Source organism: Oribacterium sp. WCC10, assembly GCF_900113415.1.
In the GTDB taxonomy this organism is placed as follows: Bacteria; Bacillota; Clostridia; order Lachnospirales; family Lachnospiraceae; genus Oribacterium.
This window is the reverse complement of the sequence record NZ_FOPH01000021.1, coordinates 1-21,939: the sequence shown is the minus strand read 5'-3', so window position 1 is coordinate 21,939 and position 21,939 is coordinate 1. Positions and strand designations below refer to the sequence as shown.

Below are 21,939 nucleotides of genomic sequence, written 5' to 3'. Positions count from 1 at the left end.
GTACATAGAGGAATAAAATGAAGGAAAATAAGCTATACACATTAGTAACATCAACATCATCAACTATATTTTGGTATAAGCCTTTTGATGCTTTCCCAGAAGTAAAATATCAGGTGTATGTAGACGGTGATTTGATAGGCGAAACATCAAAGACACATTATATGCTTGATAATTTAAAACCAAATCATAAGTATAGGGTAAAAGTTGAATATTTAGTTAACAAAAAAACAAATAAATATGTAAAGCTAGACAAAGCATCGTTTATTACCACAAAAGAAAAAAGAGTGATTGATGTTACCAAGTCGCCATATAATGCAGTGGGTGACGGTAAGACTATGAATACCAAGTCATTGCAGATGGCTATAGATGAAGCAGGAATTAAAGATCAGATTTATTTTCCCAAAGGCGTATATCTTACAGGAGCTTTACATCTTCATGGGAATATTGAAATATATCTTGACAGGAATGCTGTTATAAAAGGAACGGAAAATCCAAGGGATTATCTACCTAAGATACCTAGCAGATTCGAAGGCATAGAGATGCTTTGTTATTCAAGTCTTATTAATATGGGGACGATGGATCACAGCTCGGATTTGAATTGTGAAAATGTTTTAATTCATGGTGAGGGAACTATTGAGAGTGGTGGAAAAATTTTAGCACAAAATATAATCGATGAAGAAAAGAAAAAACTAGATCTTGATAAGTTTAATTTAAGTAAGTATGAAAATGCAGAAACATTACCCGGCAGAGTCAGGCCAAGGCTTATTAACATTTCAAATGCCAAAAATGTCAGAATATCAGGAATTAATCTAAAAAATGCTGCATCTTGGAACGTTCATATGATTTATAGTGAAAATATAATTACAGATCATTGTAAATTCTACTCTGAGGGAGTATGGAACGGAGATGGTTGGAATCCTGATTCGAGTCATGATTGTACTATATTTGCCTGTGAATTCAGCACAGGAGATGATGCGATTGCCATAAAAGCAGGTAAAAATCCTGAGGGAAACATTATAGGTATTCCTTGTAAGAATATTAATATATTTGATTGTGTAAGTAAATTTGGTCATGGAATAGCAATAGGTTCGGAAATCTCAGGTGGGGTAGAGAACGTCAATATTTGGGATTGTGACATGAAAAACAGTTCAAGTGGATTTGAGATAAAGGCAACAAAAAAAAGAGGAGGATATGTTAAAGGGATTCATGTCAGAGATTCCAGATTTTCGCGAATACTATTTCATTCAGTAAACTATAATGATGATGGTGAGTCTGCAAAGAAATTACCTTCACTATCGGACTGTAGTTTTACAAATGTAAAAATATGCGGTCGTTATCTTGATGACGATAATAAACTAAAAGACTGTAATGGAATAGAGATAATTGGTTTTGACGAAGAAAATCCTATCACAAATGTTGCGTTTCATAGAATTACAATTGAGAATATGGCCGGTATAATCATGAAAAACTGCGAGAATATAAGTTTTACCGGATTCAGTGCATAGAATATAGTGGCAACGGTTAAGGACTATATTAGATTAAAATGCAGGGTAATCAATTATGATTACTCTGCATTTTTTAAATCAGTCAAAACCTTTCTTAACAACAGAATCTCCAAACTTTGCTTTCAAAAGAGAGGAGAGATCATCATGCTTTTTCTGTTTCATAATACGTTTCTTTAGCAATTTCTTTTCTTTTTTCAACTCTTCCGAAGAATTTATCAAATCATCCAAAGTCATTTGGTGATATTCACCGTGATCAAAATTGGATGTGGAAATACACATAAGTCTAACTTTAAATCCAAGACCAAAAAGTCCTGACTGTGTGGAAGGAATAGCAGAATCATGGTTAATTGTGTCTGAATTATCAGATTTTGGAAAATGTGGATCAGATGAATCTAATGTGGATAAATATATGGTTTCGGGATAGGATGAGTGTGTATCAGAATTATTTATACTATTAATACCAAGCAATAATTCCTTAGAAAGCTCAACTGCAGAATTATAGATAATATCTATTGAATTAGTAGAATCAGATAGCTTCTTTTGAATAGAACGTCTTTTAAAATCATCAGTTTTAACACTAAATCCGACCGTATTTGCATATAAACCATGCTTAGTTAATCTACGTGAAACCTGTTCTGATAATTTACGGATTAAATCCAATCCATCTGTATAATAATTAGAAGTATCTATATCTACAGTAGTAGTCAGTTCATTTGAAATACTTTTTGCCTCCTCAACCTGATCTGAAACACTTCCATAGCTGAGACCATTAGCTGCAGAATGAATATATAAACCTGAATTTTTACCCAATAACCCTATAAGGACTTCGGGGTTCATCTTTGCAGCATCTCCAATATTATGAATTCCGATTTTTTCCAATTTTAAAGCTGTTTTTCCACCACATCCGAAAAGATCTGATATAGGTAGTGGCCACATCTTAAAAGGAATCTCAGAAGGATATAGAGTATGGATCCTATTAGGCTTTTCGAGGTCAGAAGCCATTTTAGCCAGTAATTTATTATTAGAAATTCCAACATTCACAGTAAATCCCAATGTTTCATAGATTTCATTTTTTATCAGTACGGCAGCATTTATGGGAAAAGGTAAAGCTTTATATAGCTGTACTCTTGAAACAGAGGAGTTGTTAAGGAGCTGAAACAGGGAGACATTTGTACCATCACCAAATATAGTACTATCTTTATATGAAGTATTATCCTGATTGCTTGTATAATCATAATCTATACCTTTAGAATTGCTGCTGAGATTTTCTGTAAGTAGCTGTTTAATATGAAAACATTCAGATTCAGATAAAAATCCTGAAGTTTTATCTCTTATGGAAAGAGATCCGTCAACAATCTGTTCATATATATGAGACTTTATGGTCTGTTCCATATCTGTAAGATCAATAAATGCTTCATCTATGGAAACTTGTTCAACTACAGGAGAATATTTTTTCAGAATATCAATGAAGTCATGCGAGTATTTTCTGTAGGTATCGAAATCTGATTTAGCCAGGACAAGGTCAGGACAGAGCTCAAGAGCTTTTACTACAGGCATAGCAGTTTTTATTCCGAACTTACCGGCAGGAATGGATTTAGCAGTAATTATGCCATGTCTGGTTTCTATATCACCGCCAATGGCAGAAGGTATAGTTCGCAAATCTACAGTATTAGGATTTTCTTTAAGAAGCTTAACAGCTGTCCAGCTTAGAAATGCAGAATTAACATCTATATGTAAGATTGTTTTTAACATAAGAAAGAAATCCTTCCAATTGGCAATAAGAGTAAAAAGTTATAGTTTATATATTAATTATATATATAAAATGATGAAAGAATATAAATCAAAAAAAGTTGCTGATAAGATATAAATATGTATATCAAGTCTCTCATTATAGCGGATAAAATTGAATAAATAAACTGTATAGGAATACTTATAGGATAGATTAAATTGAGAAATATAATGTAAAATAATGGAATATAGTGAATTAAAAAGAAAAAATTACCAAAAATCATTTAAAAAATTAGGTAAAAATGAAGGCGATGAAATTGTTAAATTTTAGATTATCTTAGTGACATTAATTATTAATAGTGTATAATAATACGCGGGTAAGGATATAAGGGCGTTACCCGATATATGGATTAAAGGGTTAAAAAATCCCCTTTATGTATTCATATTACTGGCATAAAATCAGAGAGAAAGAGGTAGAAGCACAATGGCAAAGGTTGATTTAACTAAGTATGGCATAACCGGCACGACAGAAATAGTTTACAATCCTTCATATGAAGATCTTTACAAGGAAGAAACAAAGGCAGGCCTTGAGGGATTTGAGGTTGGACATGACACAGAGCTTGGCGCTGTAGATGTATTTACCGGTATCTACACAGGACGTTCTCCTAAAGATAAGTACATCGTTATGGATGAGAACTCCAAGGATACTGTTTGGTGGACATCTGATGACTACAAGAATGACAACCATCCTATGACAGAGGAAACTTGGACAGTTGTTAAGGATCTTGCAAAGAAGGAACTTAGTGGTAAGAGACTTTTTGTTGTTGATGCATTCTGTGGAGCAAACAAAGATACACGTATGGCAGTTCGCTTCATTATGGAAGTAGCTTGGCAGGCACATTTCGTAAAGAATATGTTCATTAAGCCAACAGAAGAGGAAGAAGCTTCATTTGAACCTGACTTCGTGGTATATACAGCATCAAAGGCTAAGGTTGAGAATTACGAGGAGCTTGGTCTTAATTCAGAGACTTGTGTTGCTTTCAATGTTTCAAGCAAGGAACAGGTAATTCTTAATACATGGTATGGTGGAGAGATGAAGAAGGGTATGTTCTCTATGATGAACTATTTCCTTCCTCTTAAGGGAATGGCTTCTATGCACTGTTCAGCTAACACTGATATGAACGGTGAGCATACAGCTATTTTCTTTGGTCTTTCAGGAACAGGAAAGACTACACTTTCAACAGATCCTAAGAGACTTCTTATCGGAGATGATGAGCACGGTTGGGATGACAACGGTGTATTTAACCTTGAGGGTGGATGCTATGCAAAGGTTATCAACCTTGATGCAGAAGCTGAGCCGGATATCTACAATGCAATTAAGAGAAATGCTCTTCTTGAGAACGTAACAGTTGCTGAAGACGGAAAGCTAGATTTCGCAGATAAGAGTGTTACAGAGAATACCCGTGTTTCATATCCTATCGATTTCATCGAGAAGAATGTTAAGAAGGTAAATCCTGTATCTGCAGGTCCTCAGGCTGATAATGTTATCTTCCTTTCAGCAGATGCATTCGGAGTACTTCCTCCTGTATCTATCCTCACACCGGAGCAGACACAGTATTATTTCCTTTCAGGTTTCACAGCTAAGCTTGCAGGAACAGAGCGTGGTATCACAGAACCTACTCCTACATTCTCAGCTTGCTTCGGACAGGCATTCCTTGAGCTCCATCCTACAAAGTACGCTCAGGAGCTAGTTAAGAAGATGGAGAAGTCAGGTGCTAAGGCTTATCTTGTAAATACAGGATGGAACGGAACAGGAAAGAGAATTTCTATCAAGGATACACGTGGAATCATCGATGCTATCCTTAACGGAGATGTTCTCAAGGCTCCTACAAAGAAGATTCCTTACTTTGATTTTGAAGTTCCTACAGAGCTTCCTGGTGTTGACACAGGAATTCTTGATCCTCGTGATACTTATGCAAGTGCTTCTGAGTGGGAAGAGAAGGCAAAGGATCTTGCTGAAAGATTCCAGAAGAATTTTGTTAAGTACCAGGGTAATGATGCAGGAAAGGCACTTGTATCTGCAGGTCCTCAGCTTTAATTCAGTACATATAGTTATTAAGAGGTGGATATTTTATCCACCTCTTTTTTTGTAAAAAAAAGCAGAGAGATAAAAAATTATAAAAACACGTAATTTTTGATAAAAAAATACTAGGAATATAAAACTAATTATTGAACAATAAATAAAATAAATGTTAGAATATACAAAAGAATATACGTGAACCATATATTATATGGACAAAAAGTAAAGTTATAGAATATGTTAGGGCTAAGTGGGGGTGAAACTATGGCTGATGTAAAAGATGCTGAAAAAGTAAGAAACAGTATCCGGCAAAAGTTGCAGAATCCGGAATCCGGTTTTGACTATGCGTTGTCATTGGTATCAGGAAAATTTAAAATGCCTATACTTTATACTTTGTCAGTATATCCAACTGTAAGATTCAATGAACTTCAAAGATATGTACATGATATTTCATATAAAACATTGAGTAGAAATCTAAAAGAGCTTGAGGAATCCGGACTTATAAACCGTAAAGAATATCCACAGATTCCTCCAAAAGTTGAATATTCTTTGACACAGAAGGGACAATCAATAATTGTTATCCTGGATCAGTTTTCGGCGTGGGGTGAGGATCATATAGCAAAAACTAAAAGCAGTTGATGGATTTTGGTTATAAATACAGAATCTATATGTCTAAGTAAGAGTATAAGTATGGTTAGAATATTATTCGTCTGTCACGGCAATATCTGCAGATCTGTATCTGCAGAATACATAATGAAGTATTTGATTATGGAAAAGTCTGTGGGAAATGTGGAAATCTATATTGACTCTGCAGCCACATCTATGGAAGAGATAGGAAACCAGATATATATGCCGATGAAAAAAACGCTGGAATCTCACAAGATTCCAATAGGAAACCATTGTGCGCGTAGAGTGGATAAGTCGGAATATCATGACTTTGATTTCATTATAGCTATGGATGAGGAAAACATGTATAATCTAACACGTCTGTTTGACGGAGATCCTGAGAAGAAGGTACATTACCTAATGGAATATACTGATACCAAGAATGCTGTTATAGAAGATCCGTGGTATACAAGAAAGTTCGAGAAGGTGTTTCAAAGTATATTAAAGGGGTGTATAGGATTATTAGAATATATAGAAGATAGTAGAGCGTAATTTAGGCGCATATATAGAGAAAAGGCTGATAAAATCAGCCTTTTCTTTTATATCATTGTATAAACTGAATTTAAAAAAGTGAAAGTAAAGATTCTTGAAAAGAAAATGATAATTGGATTCAAATAATAAGTCAAATGAGTATAATTAATCTTTCATTGCCTCACGAATAGCTGAAAGAAGATCATAGTACTCTTCAAAAGCAGGAATATCAGGATAATCAGCTTTAATTTTATTTGTACTTCTGAATAAAAAACCGGATTTTGAAGCCTGAATCATGCCAAGATCATTATAACTGTCACCTGAAGCAATGGTATCATATCCTATAGATTGAAGAGCTTTAACTGTGGTAAGCTTTGATTTTTCACATCTCATTCTGAATCCAGTGATTTCACCGGTGGATTTAACCTCAAGAGTATTGCAGAATAATGTTGGATTTCCAAGTTTTTTCATGAGCGGTGAAGCAAATTGTTCAAAAGTATCAGATATAAGTATAACCTGAGAGAATGAACGGAGTTCATCAAGAAATTCTTTCGCTCCTGGAAGGGGATCAATAGTTGCTATCACATCCTGAATTTCCTTAAGTCCAAGACCATGCTCCTTTAAAATTCCGAGTCTCCAACGCATGAGTTTATCGTAATCAGGCTCATCTCTAGTTGTCTTTTTTAGTTCGGGAATACCACTGGCTTTAGAAAAAGCAATCCATATTTCCGGAACAAGAACACCTTCAACATCTAAACAGGTAATATACATAATTAACTCCCCTAAACTAGATATTTATAATCATAAATATAATAAACAATGTATATTTTAATTCAAAAGGATGATATATAGCCATAGTTTCATATATATTTTTATAGCATGGATAATATGAATTTATAATCAGTGTAAGGAATCTTTCAGACGTTTTATCTGAGGAAGCTTTTTATTCAACCAATTATATATGTTAGCACGTACTTCTTCCTGATTTGATTCCCAAATCATTTCGTGGCGTTTTTTTGGATAAATACGGAATTCTACATCATGTCCCGTTGCATGGAGCCAAGCGTAGACTTCTGCGGGACCTTTTCCGTACTCTCCCACAGGATCGGCTCCACCGCAAAAGATATATATAGGTATTATGGGAACATTAACAGCCCACTTATCCTCACGTACGGAGATAAGCCCTTTTATCATTTCGTAATAGGCACCTATTGTAAACTTTGTTGCCAAAGGATCCGCGGAGTGCTGCTCACATACCTCACGAACAGTACAACACCATGCTGCATCATTAACCGGATCAATAATATCTCTGTTAAATAAATTGCACATAATCTGTTCATATCTGGTTGCAGGATACATGCCACCGTGAAGTTTCACATCAGCTTTTACTATGCCATATGCAGAATAAAGAGAATAGTTAAATCTGGCTGTTCCACTAAGAATAAGAGCATCGATATCAGCAGGAAATCTAGTAATATATGAGCGGACAAGAAATGAACCCATAGAATGACCGAACAGAACGACAGGTAGTTCCGGGAACCATTTTTTAACTTTCAGGATAAGACGACGGATATCATGAAGCATATACATCCACCCGTTTTTTTCACCGAAACTGCCGGAATGATTCTGAGATTTGCCATGCCCCTGAAGATCCAGCATAGCAACAGTATATCCGAGATTAGACAGTTCGTAAGCCCATGACAGATATCGACCGCTATGGCTTTGCATTCCATGAACGATAATCATAACTGCCTTTTGAGTGATTTTTTCATTTCTGTATAAACAGTTATAAATCTTTCCATCACCATTTGCAGATGGAGTATACCATTCTCGTCTTTCCATAATTAAACTACAACTATCTGTCAGAAAAAATGACAGCATAATCGTACCGAATATCCGGCTCCTTTCATATATAATTAGTGTTAACGGGCTTATACAAATTCTTATGAAACTAAACAGAATAGAATTAAACCATGATATAATGTGATTCTATCATTGTAATCAAGTGCTTTCAATATAGGATTCTGATTATGAAATAGCTTAAGGTAAAGCTATAGGTTAGGAGATAACATCTATGAAAAGTATGCTATACATAAATAAAAAAGATAAAAGTAAAGAGACAAAAGTAAAATCTGTTGCTATTTTTAACAGAATAAAGATTGAAAGCATTGATAGTGAAGATCTTGCAGAATTACCTGAGGATGCAGAGTTGCTTTATATGCGCGGAATAGACAGAATTGCCATGGAGAAATTTTTATCAGACCTAAAGAAAAAGAATATAAGAATAAATTTAAAATGTGTAGAGACAGTTACAAATAAAGACTGGTCATTATACAAGCTATATGAAGAAATAAAAAGAGAACATGAAAGAATACAATTTAATAGGGATAATTGAATTGAATTAACCAATCTGTTAAAATGTATCGAATCATAAGCTCATGATTAGAGGTGAAAAATGACTGATAATATAATAGAAGTAGTTAAGGAAAAGAATTCTGAAGGTGGAAAGGAAAAAACAGCCATTCAGAAACCAGACACTGAAAGCAGTATTGAGAAAAAAAATGATTCTGATACTACCTTAACAAATAAGAACGATAAAAAAGATATAGGAAATAAAAATCCTATAATTTCTGAAATTATTGATTGGATAAAAGTATTTGCGGTTGCAGGTTTACTGGCATTCTTTATAAATAATTTCATTATAGCAAATTCAACTATTCCTACAGGATCAATGGAAAATACCATCATGCCGGGAGCAAGAGTATTCGGATCAAGACTTCAGTATACATTTGGTGAAGTTCAGAGAGATGATATTGCCATATTTGTTTATGGCTATACATGTAAAAATGATGATCAGATGTACCGAGAAAATGATGAGCATGCATGTCCATTGTGCGGAAGGCCGGATAAAGAAAATAAGAAAACATATTATGTAAAAAGAGTTATAGGCTTGCCTGGAGATCATATAGAGATAAAGAGAACAGGAACGGCAGATGCTTCGGAGTTTCATAATATAAACATAGGAATGAATTCTGATGGTAGTAAGCCTCAGGTACCTGTGGGAACAGTATATGTGAATGGAGTGCCAAAAGAAGAAGTCTATTTGTCGGAACCAATGATAGTAGATGGAAATATGTTCCCTGAGGTTGATGTGACAGTGCCTGAAGGACATTACTACGTTCTTGGAGATAATAGAAACAATTCAATGGATGCCCGTTACTGGGGACAGTACAATATGGTGGCAAGAGACAGAATGCTTGCAAAAGTTTACATAAAATATTGGCCTCTAAATGATATTGGTTTTGTAAAATGATATTAATATCAGGTTTATTTAAACTCTGATAAAATACAAAAAATGAAAAACAGCTATAGAACAGATGTGGTTTTAAGTAAAAGGATCGGCTTTGTCCGGTCCTTTTCACATTTTATACACATAAAAACATTAGAATACGTTGATATTGCAGTACTTTGAAACTAAAATGAGTACTAAATGCGTGTAAATATACGTAGTAAAGAGAGGAAAAGCATATGTCAAATACAAAGACTGAAGGACAAAAGCTTGAAGAGAAGCTTTGCTATAAGATCAAGAACATTGGAATGGAACGTCCCGAAGATGTAGAAAAAGCTATAGAATTCTGTGAAGGCTACAAAACATTTTTGGATAATGCAAAAATTGAGCGAGAAGCTGTTAAGTATTCAATAGCTTTAGCTGAAGAAAATGGTTACAAGCCATTTGAAAGAAATAAAAAGTACCAAACCGGAGATAAGGTATATTTCAATAATCGTGGTAAGAATATCATTATGACTACCTTTGGTAAAAAGCCGCTTATAGAGGGAGTTCATTTTAATATTGCTCACATTGATTCGCCACGACTTGATCTTAAGCCAAATCCACTTTATGAAAAGGATGAGCTGGCTTATTTCAAGACTCATTATTATGGTGGAATCAAGAAGTATCAGTGGGGTGTTACACCTCTCGCTATGCATGGCAGGGTAATGCTTAAGGATGGTACTGCTGTGGATCTCAATATAGGAGAAAATCCGGGAGACCCTGTATTTGTTGTATCAGATCTCCTTCCGCATCTTTCTCAGCAGCAGAATCAGAGAAAACTTGCTGACGGAATCAAGGGAGAAGAACTTAATGTAATTCTTGGGTCGACACCAATTGCGGATAAAGAAGTTAAGAAAGCGTTTAAGCTTAAAGTGCTTTCTATTCTTAATGAAAAGTATGGAATCATAGAGGAAGACTTCCTTAGAGCTGAGATAACAATGGTTCCTGCTCAGCATGCTGTTGATGTTGGACTGGATCGTTCACTTGTCGGTGCATATGGACAGGATGATAAAGTTTGTGCTTATACAGCACTTATGGCTGAGGTAGAATGCAAGAAGCCTGAGTATACAACAGTAACCGTACTTGTAGATAAGGAAGAAATAGGTTCTGTTGGGGTTACAGGAATGGCAGGAGATATGCTTCTTCATTATATGGAGGATCTTGTAGAGACTGAGGGAGAAAGAGTCAGAGATGTACTTAGAAATTCCATTTGTCTTTCTGCAGACGTAAATGCCGCATTTGATCCTACATTCCCTGATGTTTATGAAACTAATAATGCTTCATATCTTAATAGAGGACCGGTTCTTACAAAGTACACAGGATCAAGAGGAAAATCAGGTTCAAACGATGCATCTGCAGAAACCATGCATAAGGTTATCAAGTACATGGACTCAGAAGATGTTATGTGGCAGATCGGAGAACTTGGAAAGGTAGATGCAGGAGGTGGCGGAACTATTGCAATGTTTATAGCTAATATGGACGTTGATACAGTCGATCTTGGAGTACCGGTACTCTCAATGCATGCACCTTTTGAAGTTACATCAAAGCTGGATGTTTACTATACATATAAAGCATTTGCAGCATTTAACAAATAAATATAAGAATGATTTTGGAATACATTAGGGGGTAATCGGGGATTTAAAGATTTCATATGTTAAAAATCTTGTATAAGAAGTGAGATCCCCCAATAATGAGGAGAAAATTATGAAAAAGAATAAGTTAATTCTTGCAGTAGCAACAGTATTGACATTAGCATCACTTGCTGCATGCGGATCAGCAAAAAAAGGAGAGATATCAGAGTCTGCTTCTGTAGACACAGCAACAGCAAGTGAGCTGTCAGCGGAGGATAAGGCTATAGCTGAGCTTGAGAATACAGTAGTACCTGAAATGCCAAAGGGTAAGGATATGGGATATATCAAGATGGTGGATCTTAGTACTATAACAGTTGAGACTACACCAAAGGTTATAGTAGATGACGATATGATAGATAATCAGATTAAAAGCCTTATGTCGATATATAAGGATGAAGTAGATGGTCCTGCTGAGCTAGGTGATACAGTAAACATCGACTATGTAGGTAAGATTGATGGTGTAGCTTTTGATGGAGGAACAGGATCAAAATATGATCTTACACTTGGTTCAGGTCAGTTTATAGATGGATTTGAGGATCAACTTGTCGGTGCCAAGGCCGGTGACAAAGTAACTGTAAATGTTACATTCCCTGAGAACTATGGCAAGGAAGAGCTTAACGGCAAGCCTGCTGTTTTTGAGGTAACTGTAAACAAGGTTTCAAGAACTGCAGAGCTTACAGATGAATGGCTCAAGAAGCATGGAGAAGAGGCTGAAACAGAGGCAAAGACAGTAGATGAATTCAGAGAAGAGCAGAGAAAACTTCTTCAGACCCAGGCTGACTATTCATATGATAACAATATTCAACAGCAGGCACTTCAGCAGATAGTAGATAATTCAGAGATAGGGCTTACTACTGAAATGAAGGATTATGCGGAGGCATATGTTATCAGATCAGAGATTGATAATGTAAAACAGTACGGTTATGGTCTCTCTGATATGCTCAAAATGTATGGTATGACGGTTGATGATTTTAAAGATGAAATCAGAGACTTTGCATCAGACTACGCAGGACAGAGAATTGTAATAAACTATATAGCTGATGAGCAGGGAATAAGCGCAACCGATGAAGTTGTAGATGCTCTTGTAGAAAAGCTTAGTACTGTTAGTGGGAGAGAATTGAATAAGGTCCAGCTCATTGAGCAGTTTGGCGGAGATATGGTAAAGGAAGAAGCTGTTAATGATGCGGTACTTAGATATATCCAAAGTCAGATAAAGATTGTTGAAAAGGATGCATCTGAGATAGCAGAGGAGTCTGCAGTCGCAGCTGAATCAGAATCAACTGAAGAAAAGGTTGAAGAAACAAAGGCAACTAATGACCTTGAAGGAGAGGGTGGCTTCAAAACAAAGAAAGTTACAGATGTATATAGTACTGAAGCTGGAGATGAAACTGAAGCTGAAAGTGAGAGTAATGCTAAGTGATATCTAGTTGGTTGTGTTATGAACAGAATCATAATCATTACTCATCGAGAAGATAAATAAGTTAAAGTCACTGCATATCCCATGTGTGATAAGTAGTGACTTTTTTGTTGACACCAACGCTTTAGCATGGTAGAGTGTTGAATTATAGAATAGATGCTATCAAAGGTGCTATTTCAATAAAGACATTTTGGGTTGCATTTTTAATGTGAGCATTTGGATTATCGCCTTACAAATAAAAATAGGCGATTGTGATGAGGAGGGTATTTATGAAGAAGAATTTAGTATTTGCACTTGCCGGAATAATGACTGTAGCATCACTTGCAGCATGCGGATCATCCAAAACATCAACAGAACCAGCTACAGAGACAACAAAGGCTACAGAAGCAGGCACTGAAGCTGTAACTGAAGCTGTAACTGAAGCTGTAACTGAAGCAGCAAAGGATGAATCAAAAACTGAGGAAAATGCATCAAGTGCGGTTGAGACGGCAACAGGAAAATTTACAGTGGGATTTGATCAGGAGTTTCCACCTATGGGATTTGTAGGTGATAATGGGGAGTATACAGGTTTTGATCTTGCTCTTGCTGAAGAAGTTGCGAAACGTTTAGGCCTTGAGTATGTTCCACAACCAATAAACTGGGATGCGAAGGATATGGAACTTGAGTCTGGTAATATTGATTGTATATGGAATGGTTTTACCATGCAGGGCCGTGAAGATGCATACACATGGGTTGGACCATATATGGCTAACAATCAGGTATTTGTAGTAGCTGGTGATTCTGATATAGCTTCAATGGAAGATCTTAAGGGGAAGGCTGTAGAAGTTCAGAAAGACAGTTCAGGTTTAAATGCTATTAATGATGCATCCGATCTCCTTTCATCATTTGGGTCACTTACAGAGGTTGCAGATTATAATACAGCGCTTATGGATCTTGAGTCAGGTGCATGCGATGCTGTTTGTATGGATAGTATTGTTGCAGGATATCAGATTACATCTTCAGGAAAAAATATGAAGATTCTTGAGGATACACTAGCGGCTGAGGAATACGGAATTGGATTTAAGAAGGGTGATGATGCACTGGCAAATGCTGTAAGTGAAGCACTTAAGGATATGGTTGCTGACGGAACAGTAGAAAAAATTTCAAACGAGTGGTTTGGTTCTAATGTTTTCACACTTAAGTGATAGTTGTGTACGGACATTAGAGAAATATAAAAATACCAGTAACTTTATCGATTGATAAAGAGCTCAGTGTTGACGTAAAGTATGTCAACACTGAGCTTTATTTTATAAGAATTATGAATATAGGCTTACATTAGCGTAGAAACGCCCTTTTTTGGTAGAATTACCTGTTCCTTCATATATGAACTTGCCATATCCACGTACTGAAACACGTTCACCTGGTTTTAATGTATAACCTGGGTCCGTAAGAATTCTTCCGTCTACAAATACATTTTCTGATTTAACAATATCTAGTGATTTACCACGTGACAAATGGAAAACCATAGAAAGAATGGCATCCAGACGTTCCGAAGCAACTGATCCGCTTATTGCGGAAAAAACTGTCTTAACTGTGCATTCAGAAGGAGATATTATATTACATTGAACAGAGGTGTGCTTAACTCTTGAGAGTTCTTCCGAAATGATATGAGAGGCTTCTGATAAAACAAATACGAAAGCTGATTGTTCATCTACAAGAATATCTCCTATAAGGTCACGCTCTAGTCCTAAGTTCATAAGAGCTCCTAAATAATCTCTATGTGTTAATTCGTCTGCGAATTTTTTATTTAGAGGTGTTATGTGGATGCAATTCACAATATCCCCATGAGATATCTCATTTTTGTGGAAATCTTCTCGGGTCATATAGCTTGGAAGGAAACATATAACACTTCTTTCGGAATCTTCATGGCCTCCATACACGAAAAATGGACATCCATTAAAAATATGCATATGTGGAGAAATGCCTGATGATTGTACAAGTGAATAAAAAAATGCCAGTTCTGATAAAGACAAAAAGCCTGTATGAGTAAGATAATCATTATTGAAGGCACGTTCTGACAAATCACGTATATGTCCCTCAAGATAATTGTTATGTTCCATAATGTTATTGAATAAACTCCGAATATCTTTTTATCATTTCCTGATTAAGATCAGCTTTTATATGTATTCCGTCATCTTCATATTTAGTGCAGATGATTCTGGCCCTTTCCTGAAGGTCATGTTCAATACTGCCTTTTGTGTAGGGGATTAAAAGATCCATGGTAAGGAAACCGGAAAACAGCTTTTCATCTATCTTTTTTAACAAAAGATCAAGACCAATGCCTTTTTCTGCAGATATATATATTTTATCTCCACGTTCAATGGGAAGCTCTGATTCCGGATATTTTCTGTCACACTTATTCATAACAAACAATACAGGAATGTGACCTGCATCGAGGTCTTTAAGTGTTTTGGCAGTTACATCCATATGCATCTGATAGTTTTCATCGGAGTAATCAATAATCTCAAGTATAAGATCAGCATTTATTGCCTCTTCAAGCGTGGAATGGAAGGCATCTATAAGATCATGTGGAAGGGCATTAATAAATCCAACTGTATCAGAAAGAAGAAAATCACGATGATCAGGAGGTGTTATCTTTCTGACAGTAGTATCAAGTGTGGCAAAGAGCATATCTTTGACCATTACTTTCTTTTCGTCATCGGGAGAGTAGGTACTGAGCATCCTGTTTAATAGTGTGGATTTACCGGCATTGGTATACCCGACAAGTGCAACTTGAGGTATACCGGAGTTTTGTCTTTTTTTGCGTTGTGTATTTCTGTATTGGCTTACCTCACGGAGTTGTTTTCTAAGTTCAGACATCTGCTTTTCAATATGTCGTCTATCGAGCTCTATCTGAGTTTCACCAGAACCCTTGTTGGACATGGATCCACCAGTACCTCCCTGTCTGCTAAGATTCTGACGCAGACCCACAAGTCGAGGAAGCATATACTGAAGCTTTGCATAGTCTACCTGCATCTTAGCCTCTCTGGATCTTGCTCTATCTGCAAAGATATTGAGAATAAGATTGGTTCTGTCAATCACTTCAACTTCAAGGTCGTGTGCAAGATTGGCAAGCTGTGATGGAGAAAGCTGATTGTTGACAATTACAATATCAGCATCCATTTCCCATACAGCAGCTTTCAACTCCCGGACTTTACCTGAACCGATATAGTAGGCAGAATCCTGAGAATCAAGATTCTGAGTAATGTCGGCGACAACTTCGATATTTGCTGCTTTAGCAAGTCCTTCCAGTTCTTTCATAGATGTAGCGAAAGTGCTATCATTATTTAAGCATGCTCCAACGAGAACAGCTTTTCTTGCATTTATATTTTCATTTTGAATCATTATATAGCTCCGGTTATTTATAGATTTTTTTGTGGGTAAATACTACTGCCAATATGCTTGCTACGAGAAGTACTATAACTGAACGTATAAAAGTAAAAGTGATTTTAAGAGCACAATCAGAAAAGAAACCTTCAGGAAGCATGTTTATCATACGACTTTCTCTTGGATCAAATAACCAGTTGCCTTGACTGAAAAAAATCTGATGGAATATTGTAAAGTATTTTGTGAAGTCTGCAGCTGCAAGAATACCGATTAGCGAGACAATGAATAGTATAATGAGACAGATGTGTATATAACCTCGACTAAGATAATATAAAGATCCGGATGGTTTAGCTATAACTATAAGATAGCCGGCTATGGCTATGCAAGAAAGAATAAAAATAGCTCGTAGAAATATACATAGTACAAATAAATCTCTCACATCAGCCATATGAGATTTTTCATTTTCATTATAAAACATAGCAGGTTTGCCATTTATATTTGTTTCAATGATAAGATTTTCACGATCGCCACGAAGATATACCATAGTCTGGTCTATAACATAGCACATATCGTCGAGTTTCATGGATTCCCCCATCCATGTTTTAAGAGAGCCGGTAACATCATATTTTATAAATTCATTTCTATAAAAATCCGGTGTCCAATAGCATACCGCTTCAAAGCTCGTTACAAAGTTGATAAATATAAGCATTATGGAAAAAATAAAGCCAAGGAAAGTATGATGTATAATTTTCATTATTATGACCAATCCTATATAGAATATAATTGAACTTAAGTGTAGCATGAATCTGGCTTCAAAGCTATATGGTGCATTATTGAGTATAGGAATACGTGGTTGAACTGGATAGTTTAATATGCTAATATTAATTGTCTGAATAATTAGGTTCTCTTAGTTAAATGGATATAACGATAGCCTCCTAAGCTGTAGTTGTGGGTTCGATTCCCGCAGGGAACATATGATTAAGATTATTTTATAATTAATAGAATCTGATGTGTAGAAGAGCAGAAGGAACTATCCTTCTGCTTTTTTGTTACGAAAAAACTTATATAGCTTAAAGCAGACAGTATGAGAGAAGCTATAATAAATATAGTAGTGATGCTGTTGATTCTGTAAGTGGCGCAACACTTGCAGATACGGCAGGATATATTAGTCTTATTGCAGATGCTGCAAAATAAAAATCAAAAAACAGTTGACATAGTCGAATAAAAAGGTTATATTATATCGCGTCGCTGAGATACGGCGACACGATATGCACCTTTAGCTCAGTTGGTAGAGCAGCGGACTCTTAATCCGTTTGTCCAGGGTTCAAGTCCCTGAAGGTGCATTTTTTGTTGCCAATAATTACAGTAATGATATGTCTGTAAAGTGTAGTTGTAGAGTGGAAACTTTTGCAGCTGCATTTTTTTATTGCTCAAAAAGATAGAATATCAATATAGGTTGATGGAAGTATCACTTCTGCGATAAAATCGAAGATAAATTTAAATATAGGAAAGATAATAATAGAATTAGGAAAATGAGGTTGAATGTTATAATTATTCATCCAGGTGCAAGATTCACAAGGAGGCAGGCGTGAGAAAAACAACAACTACATTGGATATGACGCAAGGAAATATTATTGCACAGATAATACTGTTTGCAATGCCTTTGATGCTTGGTAACATATTTCAAATGTTATATAACACGGTCGATTCTATAGTAGTTGGTAATTTTGTCGGGACAGAAGCATTGGCGGCAGTAGGAGCAACTACGATGATTATAAATATGTTGGTCTTCTTTTTTAACGGATTTTCAGTTGGAGCAGGAGTAGTGATTGGTACATACTTTGGTGCTAAAGACATGGAAAAGCTCCATATTGCAACTGAAACAACTATAGCGTCAACTTTTGTTTTATCTCTTATTTTTACTGTAATAGGAGTTTTAGGTGTTACACCTATGCTTAATTTTATGTCAACACCGGAAGATGTTATGAGTGAGGCAACACTATATCTCAGGGTATATTTTGCAGGTATATCAGGGTTGCTTATTTATAACATTGGAAGTGGAATTCTTCGTGCAGTAGGAGATACCAGGAGACCTCTGTATTTTCTTATACTTACAAGTATCCTGAATATTATTCTTGATCTAGTTTTTGTCATTGTATTTAAGCTGGGAATTGTGGGAGTGGCGTTGGCAACAATCATATCACAATTTATATCAGCATTTCTAACGTTAAGGCTTCTCACAAAAACTAACGATATTTATAAGCTTACATGGAATGATCTCCAGATAGACAGAGCAACATTAGGAAAGATAATGCTTGTGGGACTTCCTGCAGGAGTTCAGTCAGTTATAACAGCATTTTCAAATGTGTTTGTTCAGGCCTATATAAATTTCTTCGGATCCAGCTGTATGGCAGGCTGGAGCTGCTACAATAAGATCGATCAGTTTATAATGCTTCCAATGCAGAGTATGGCCATGGCGTCTACAACATTTGTAAGTCAGAATATGGGAGCAGAAAAAGTCAAGCGTGCAAATGACGGAACAAAGATAGCTGTAGGAATGATTCTTCTGATTACAGGAATAATAGCAACTGTCATATGGATATTCGCAGCGCATTCCGTGAGGCTTTTTACATCAGATCAAAGTGTTATCAGCTATGGGATACTTTTCCTTAGGACCAATGTTTACTTTCTTATGTTCAACTGTATAAATCATGTACTTGCAGGAGCGCTCCGAGGAAGGGGAGATTCAAAAGGCCCTATGATAATAATGCTTGTTACATTTGTTGTTGTCAGACAGATTTATCTATTTATAATAACAAGATTTATAGCCAATACGCCGGCATTAGTAGCATTTGGATATCCTGTGGGATGGATGTCCTGTTGCCTTATTGAAGTAAGCTACTTTTTCATTAAGTTTAATAAGATTAAAAACCATTTATATAATGGCGGAAAGTAATAATTATAGAGTTTTATTAAAAATATCGGCCATAATACAAATTAAAACAACATTTTTAATAGCTGATTTTTAATAAAATCTATTGCAATTTAAAAAATAAATGATAAAATAGAAAATGTAAAGAGGATATAAAACAGAAACAAACATAGAAAGGTAATTCTCTTTAAAGGTGTGATATAACCTAAATCACATTTCGGCAAAACCGGAGAAATCCGGCGACGCAAAGCTATAGGGACCGAAAGGTCAGCCAGTTGCAATCTTCATGGAGAAAAACTCCATACTTAGTTAAATACAAAACTAATAAAGATTGTTCTAGGTTAACTGGCAGCGGAATTCAATTCCGGTGCCATTCTTTTTATTCTGAATCATTTAAATAGCAAAACCGGGGAAATCCGGCGACGCAAAGCTATAGGGACCGAAAGGTCAGCCAGTTGCACTTGAAAGGAAAAATAAGATGAATAAGCGTATAAGATCTTTAGTAGTAGTTTTGTTCGTAACTGTTATGATGTCTTTTACAGCATTTGCTCAGACCAATATGGAAGCGGAGGCTTTAGCAAAAGTTAACCAGATTAGAATAGCAAACGGTCTTTCAGAAGTTAAGTACAGTGCAGCACTTGAAAATGCAGCATCTGTAAGAGCTGAAGAGATTACATATAAGTTTTCACATACAAGAGCCAATGGATCAGACTGGTACACAGTAAATCCTGATATCATGTATGGTGAGAATCTTGCAGAAGGCTACAACTCAGCTGATGAAGTAGTTAATGCCTGGATGAATTCAGAGTCACATAGAGCAAATATCCTTAGATCAGATTTTACTACCTGCTCAATTTCCACAACAACTAAGAATGGAAGAACATATTGGGCACAGGAGTTTGGAATCTAATCAGATATAAATAAAAAAATGATAATAATAAAAGCTCCGCAGATTAAATCTGCGGAGCTTTTATTAGTCTTCGAGGAATCCTGTAAGCATTCGCTTATATTTTGGATTTTGAAGTTTTCTTATAGCTTTGGATTCTATCTGACGAATTCGTTCACGAGTGAGACCGTACATCTGTCCAATCTCCTCAAGAGTGCGTTCCTGTCCATCTATCAGACCATATCTATATTCAATTACGGTTTTTTCCTTATCGGATAATACACAAAGTGTTTTATCCAATTCTTCCCTCATCATGATATGATTTGCATTCTGTTCAGGGCTGATGATTTTATCATCCTTTACAAAATTTGAAAGCTCTGAATCTTCATCATCACCAACCTTGCTGTCCAGTGAAGTAAGACCATTGTCATAAGAAAGAATTTCTGCAATACGTTCTGATGAAAGATCCATACGTTCAGCAAGTTCTTCAAGAGAAGGTTCATGTCCAAGTTCCAAAGACATTTCTCTGGAAATACGCTTTGTCTTGTTTATAAGTTCAACAACATGAACAGGAACTCGTATAGTTCTTGAATGATCTGCAAGAGAACGTATGATAGACTGCTTGATCCACCATGTAACATAGGTTGAAAGTTTGAATCCCTTATCCGGATCAAACTTATCTATGCCATGCATCAGCCCAAGATTACCCTCCTGAATGAGGTCAAGGAAATTCATTCCACGTCCAACGTAATGTTTCGCAACGGAAACTACAAGACGAAGATTGGACTCTATCAATCTGGATTTGGCGTATGCATCACCATCTCTTGAGCGGCATGCAAGTGCATACTCTTCTTCCTTTGAAAGCAGAGGATAAATACCTATCTGCTTAAGATATATTCGAACCGGATCATCTGTGCTAATAGATTCTATGCTTTTAAGTGAATCAATGTTGATATTTCTGGCATCCTTATCCTCGTCAGAAAGCTCATCATCAGAAAACTCATCATCACTTAGAATATCTTCATCGTTTATCTCTTCCTCATCGTCAAACTCATCGGTTGATTCAGAATCGGTATCATGAGACTTATTAACAGAGCTACCTGATATTCCGGAAGTAGCTTTATCCGGAGAAATCTTTGAGGCTGAAGTAATTGAGCCTGCGGTGTTTGAAACAGCTTTATCTCTTTTTGCCGAAACATTTGGTGCTATTTTCTGTACTGTAATATCCTGTGTTGCAAGATAAGCGCGAATGTTAGTCATCTGCTCATCAGTAACATCATATTCTATAAAAGATTCTATGAGCTGCTTCTCGGAAATAACACCGTTTTGAGAGTTTTTAAATGAATTAAGTGTTTTTAAAATACTTTTAAATGCAAGAGGATCTAATGTTTTTTTGGCCATAATCTATTTTCAAATCACATAAATTGTTAGTCGGTTTTTGAGTAACTCGGCTATTATAGTCTAAACGGCTCAGAGTGAAAATCGCTTTTTTGTATTTAAATGAGTACAAAAACAGATACGTTATTTTAGAAAAAAATTAAATGTTAGATAGCATTTTGATTGTGCTGAGTGAACAATGATAATTATCTTGGATTAGGGAGCCCACTAGACTGTAAAGCGTCTGTATGTCAGATATAAAAGTGGTTTCGGAAAAGAAAACGGCCATGAATACATCCTAAGAAAAATGCATCCACAGCCGTGAGGTTGTAATAATCAGAAATGTTCACCTTTGCCTGCTTCGACTTTCTGGATATTGATAGTATATGAAGCCTCTCCGTTCTTTCGGATATAGGTCTTGATATATACCGGAAAGCAAATATTTGAATTAAGTTCATGGTAGCTTTCAGGTGCATAATCATCAACATAGTATTTCCGGTCATCGTTGCCTTGTACAGTATAAGTAACGATCTCGGTGGTAGGGTTGTC

The 21,939-nt window shown here is 35.9% G+C and carries 19 protein-coding genes, 2 tRNA genes and 2 riboswitches; of the genes, 13 read left to right on the top strand and 8 right to left on the bottom strand.

The features are described 5' to 3' along the window. Positions 1–17 precede the first annotated feature (17 nt). A complete protein-coding gene (locus BM294_RS13225) occupies positions 18–1,505 on the top strand; it encodes a glycosyl hydrolase family 28 protein (protein ID WP_091209228.1) in 1,488 nt (495 codons plus the stop codon). 78 nt (positions 1,506–1,583) lie between these two features. On the opposite strand, the gene BM294_RS13220 is transcribed toward BM294_RS13225, so the two are convergent. Further along, on the bottom strand, positions 1,584–3,257 hold the full coding sequence (locus tag BM294_RS13220) for a Y-family DNA polymerase (RefSeq protein ID WP_091209226.1): 1,674 nt from the start codon (positions 3,255–3,257) through the stop codon (positions 1,584–1,586). 460 nt (positions 3,258–3,717) lie between these two features. Between BM294_RS13220 and pckA the strand changes: the two genes are divergently transcribed. From pckA to BM294_RS13205, 3 genes are all read left to right on the top strand, one after another. After that, the gene (gene pckA, locus BM294_RS13215) at positions 3,718–5,331 is read left to right on the top strand and encodes a phosphoenolpyruvate carboxykinase (ATP) (RefSeq protein ID WP_091209224.1); all 1,614 of its coding nucleotides are present in this window, start codon (positions 3,718–3,720) and stop codon (positions 5,329–5,331) included. 246 nt (positions 5,332–5,577) lie between these two features. Next, on the top strand, positions 5,578–5,952 hold the full coding sequence (locus BM294_RS13210; RefSeq protein WP_091209221.1) for a winged helix-turn-helix transcriptional regulator: 375 nt from the start codon (positions 5,578–5,580) through the stop codon (positions 5,950–5,952). Between the two features lie 51 nt (positions 5,953–6,003). Next, positions 6,004–6,471 carry a low molecular weight protein-tyrosine-phosphatase gene (locus BM294_RS13205; RefSeq protein WP_091209218.1) on the top strand — a complete coding sequence of 156 codons (468 nt, stop codon included), beginning with the start codon at positions 6,004–6,006 and terminating at the stop codon, positions 6,469–6,471. A gap of 144 nt (positions 6,472–6,615) precedes the next feature. On the opposite strand, the gene thrH is transcribed toward BM294_RS13205, so the two are convergent. Further along, complete coding sequence (gene thrH, locus BM294_RS13200) at positions 6,616–7,221, bottom strand: bifunctional phosphoserine phosphatase/homoserine phosphotransferase ThrH (RefSeq protein WP_091209214.1); 606 nt, start codon at positions 7,219–7,221, stop codon at positions 6,616–6,618. A gap of 129 nt (positions 7,222–7,350) precedes the next feature. Further along, positions 7,351–8,292, bottom strand: coding sequence for an alpha/beta fold hydrolase (locus BM294_RS13195; protein WP_175494687.1), 942 nt, complete (start codon positions 8,290–8,292; stop codon positions 7,351–7,353). A 232-nt stretch (positions 8,293–8,524) separates the two neighbouring features. On the opposite strand from BM294_RS13195, the gene BM294_RS13190 reads away from it, so the two are divergent. The 5 genes from BM294_RS13190 (at position 8,525) to BM294_RS13170 (ending at position 14,013) form a co-directional block, all read left to right on the top strand. Beyond that, positions 8,525–8,845, top strand: coding sequence for a DUF3783 domain-containing protein (locus BM294_RS13190; protein WP_091209210.1), 321 nt, complete (start codon positions 8,525–8,527; stop codon positions 8,843–8,845). A 60-nt stretch (positions 8,846–8,905) separates the two neighbouring features. Next, complete coding sequence (lepB, locus tag BM294_RS13185) at positions 8,906–9,763, top strand: signal peptidase I (RefSeq protein WP_091209207.1); 858 nt, start codon at positions 8,906–8,908, stop codon at positions 9,761–9,763. Between the two features lie 215 nt (positions 9,764–9,978). After that, positions 9,979–11,376, top strand: coding sequence for an aminopeptidase (locus tag BM294_RS13180; protein ID WP_091209204.1), 1,398 nt, complete (start codon positions 9,979–9,981; stop codon positions 11,374–11,376). Positions 11,377–11,485: 109 nt separating this feature from the next. Beyond that, positions 11,486–12,832 carry a trigger factor gene (gene tig / locus BM294_RS13175; protein WP_091209201.1) on the top strand — a complete coding sequence of 449 codons (1,347 nt, stop codon included), beginning with the start codon at positions 11,486–11,488 and terminating at the stop codon, positions 12,830–12,832. Between the two features lie 266 nt (positions 12,833–13,098). Then, positions 13,099–14,013, top strand: a complete 915-nt coding sequence (locus BM294_RS13170; RefSeq protein WP_091209199.1) for an amino acid ABC transporter substrate-binding protein — start codon at positions 13,099–13,101, stop codon at positions 14,011–14,013. A gap of 111 nt (positions 14,014–14,124) precedes the next feature. Here BM294_RS13170 and BM294_RS13165 read toward each other — a convergent pair whose 3' ends face one another. From BM294_RS13165 to BM294_RS13155, 3 genes are read right to left on the bottom strand one after another with little or no spacing between them, the layout of a single operon-like run. Continuing rightward, entirely contained in the window at positions 14,125–14,928 is an 804-nt protein-coding gene (locus tag BM294_RS13165; RefSeq protein ID WP_091209196.1) for a YlmH/Sll1252 family protein, read from the bottom strand. A gap of 4 nt (positions 14,929–14,932) precedes the next feature. Beyond that, positions 14,933–16,213 carry a GTPase HflX gene (gene hflX, locus BM294_RS13160; RefSeq protein WP_091209192.1) on the bottom strand — a complete coding sequence of 427 codons (1,281 nt, stop codon included), beginning with the start codon at positions 16,211–16,213 and terminating at the stop codon, positions 14,933–14,935. Between the two features lie 13 nt (positions 16,214–16,226). Beyond that, positions 16,227–16,949 (bottom strand): TIGR01906 family membrane protein, encoded by a 723-nt coding sequence (locus BM294_RS13155; protein WP_175494686.1) that lies wholly within the window; start codon positions 16,947–16,949, stop codon positions 16,227–16,229. Between the two features lie 147 nt (positions 16,950–17,096). Between BM294_RS13155 and BM294_RS13150 the strand changes: the two genes are divergently transcribed. The 4 genes from BM294_RS13150 (at position 17,097) to BM294_RS13135 (ending at position 20,037) form a co-directional block, all read left to right on the top strand. Further along, positions 17,097–17,168, top strand: a tRNA-Arg gene (locus BM294_RS13150). 297 nt (positions 17,169–17,465) lie between these two features. Further along, a tRNA-Lys gene (locus tag BM294_RS13145) sits at positions 17,466–17,538 on the top strand. A 245-nt stretch (positions 17,539–17,783) separates the two neighbouring features. After that, positions 17,784–19,151: an MATE family efflux transporter gene (locus BM294_RS13140; RefSeq protein ID WP_242944538.1), complete on the top strand. Its 1,368-nt coding sequence runs from the start codon at positions 17,784–17,786 to the stop codon at positions 19,149–19,151. 185 nt (positions 19,152–19,336) lie between these two features. Next, positions 19,337–19,410: riboswitch (cyclic di-GMP riboswitch) on the top strand. 106 nt (positions 19,411–19,516) lie between these two features. After that, positions 19,517–19,590: riboswitch (cyclic di-GMP riboswitch) on the top strand. Positions 19,591–19,605: 15 nt separating this feature from the next. Continuing rightward, a complete protein-coding gene (locus BM294_RS13135) occupies positions 19,606–20,037 on the top strand; it encodes a CAP domain-containing protein (RefSeq protein WP_091209186.1) in 432 nt (143 codons plus the stop codon). Positions 20,038–20,100: 63 nt separating this feature from the next. Here the strand turns inward: BM294_RS13135 and BM294_RS13130 are convergent, their stop codons facing one another. Continuing rightward, positions 20,101–21,414 carry a sigma-70 family RNA polymerase sigma factor gene (locus BM294_RS13130; protein ID WP_091209183.1) on the bottom strand — a complete coding sequence of 438 codons (1,314 nt, stop codon included), beginning with the start codon at positions 21,412–21,414 and terminating at the stop codon, positions 20,101–20,103. Positions 21,415–21,726: 312 nt separating this feature from the next. Then, positions 21,727–21,939: hypothetical protein (locus tag BM294_RS16030; protein WP_175494685.1), on the bottom strand; the 213-nt coding region annotated here is incomplete at its 5' end.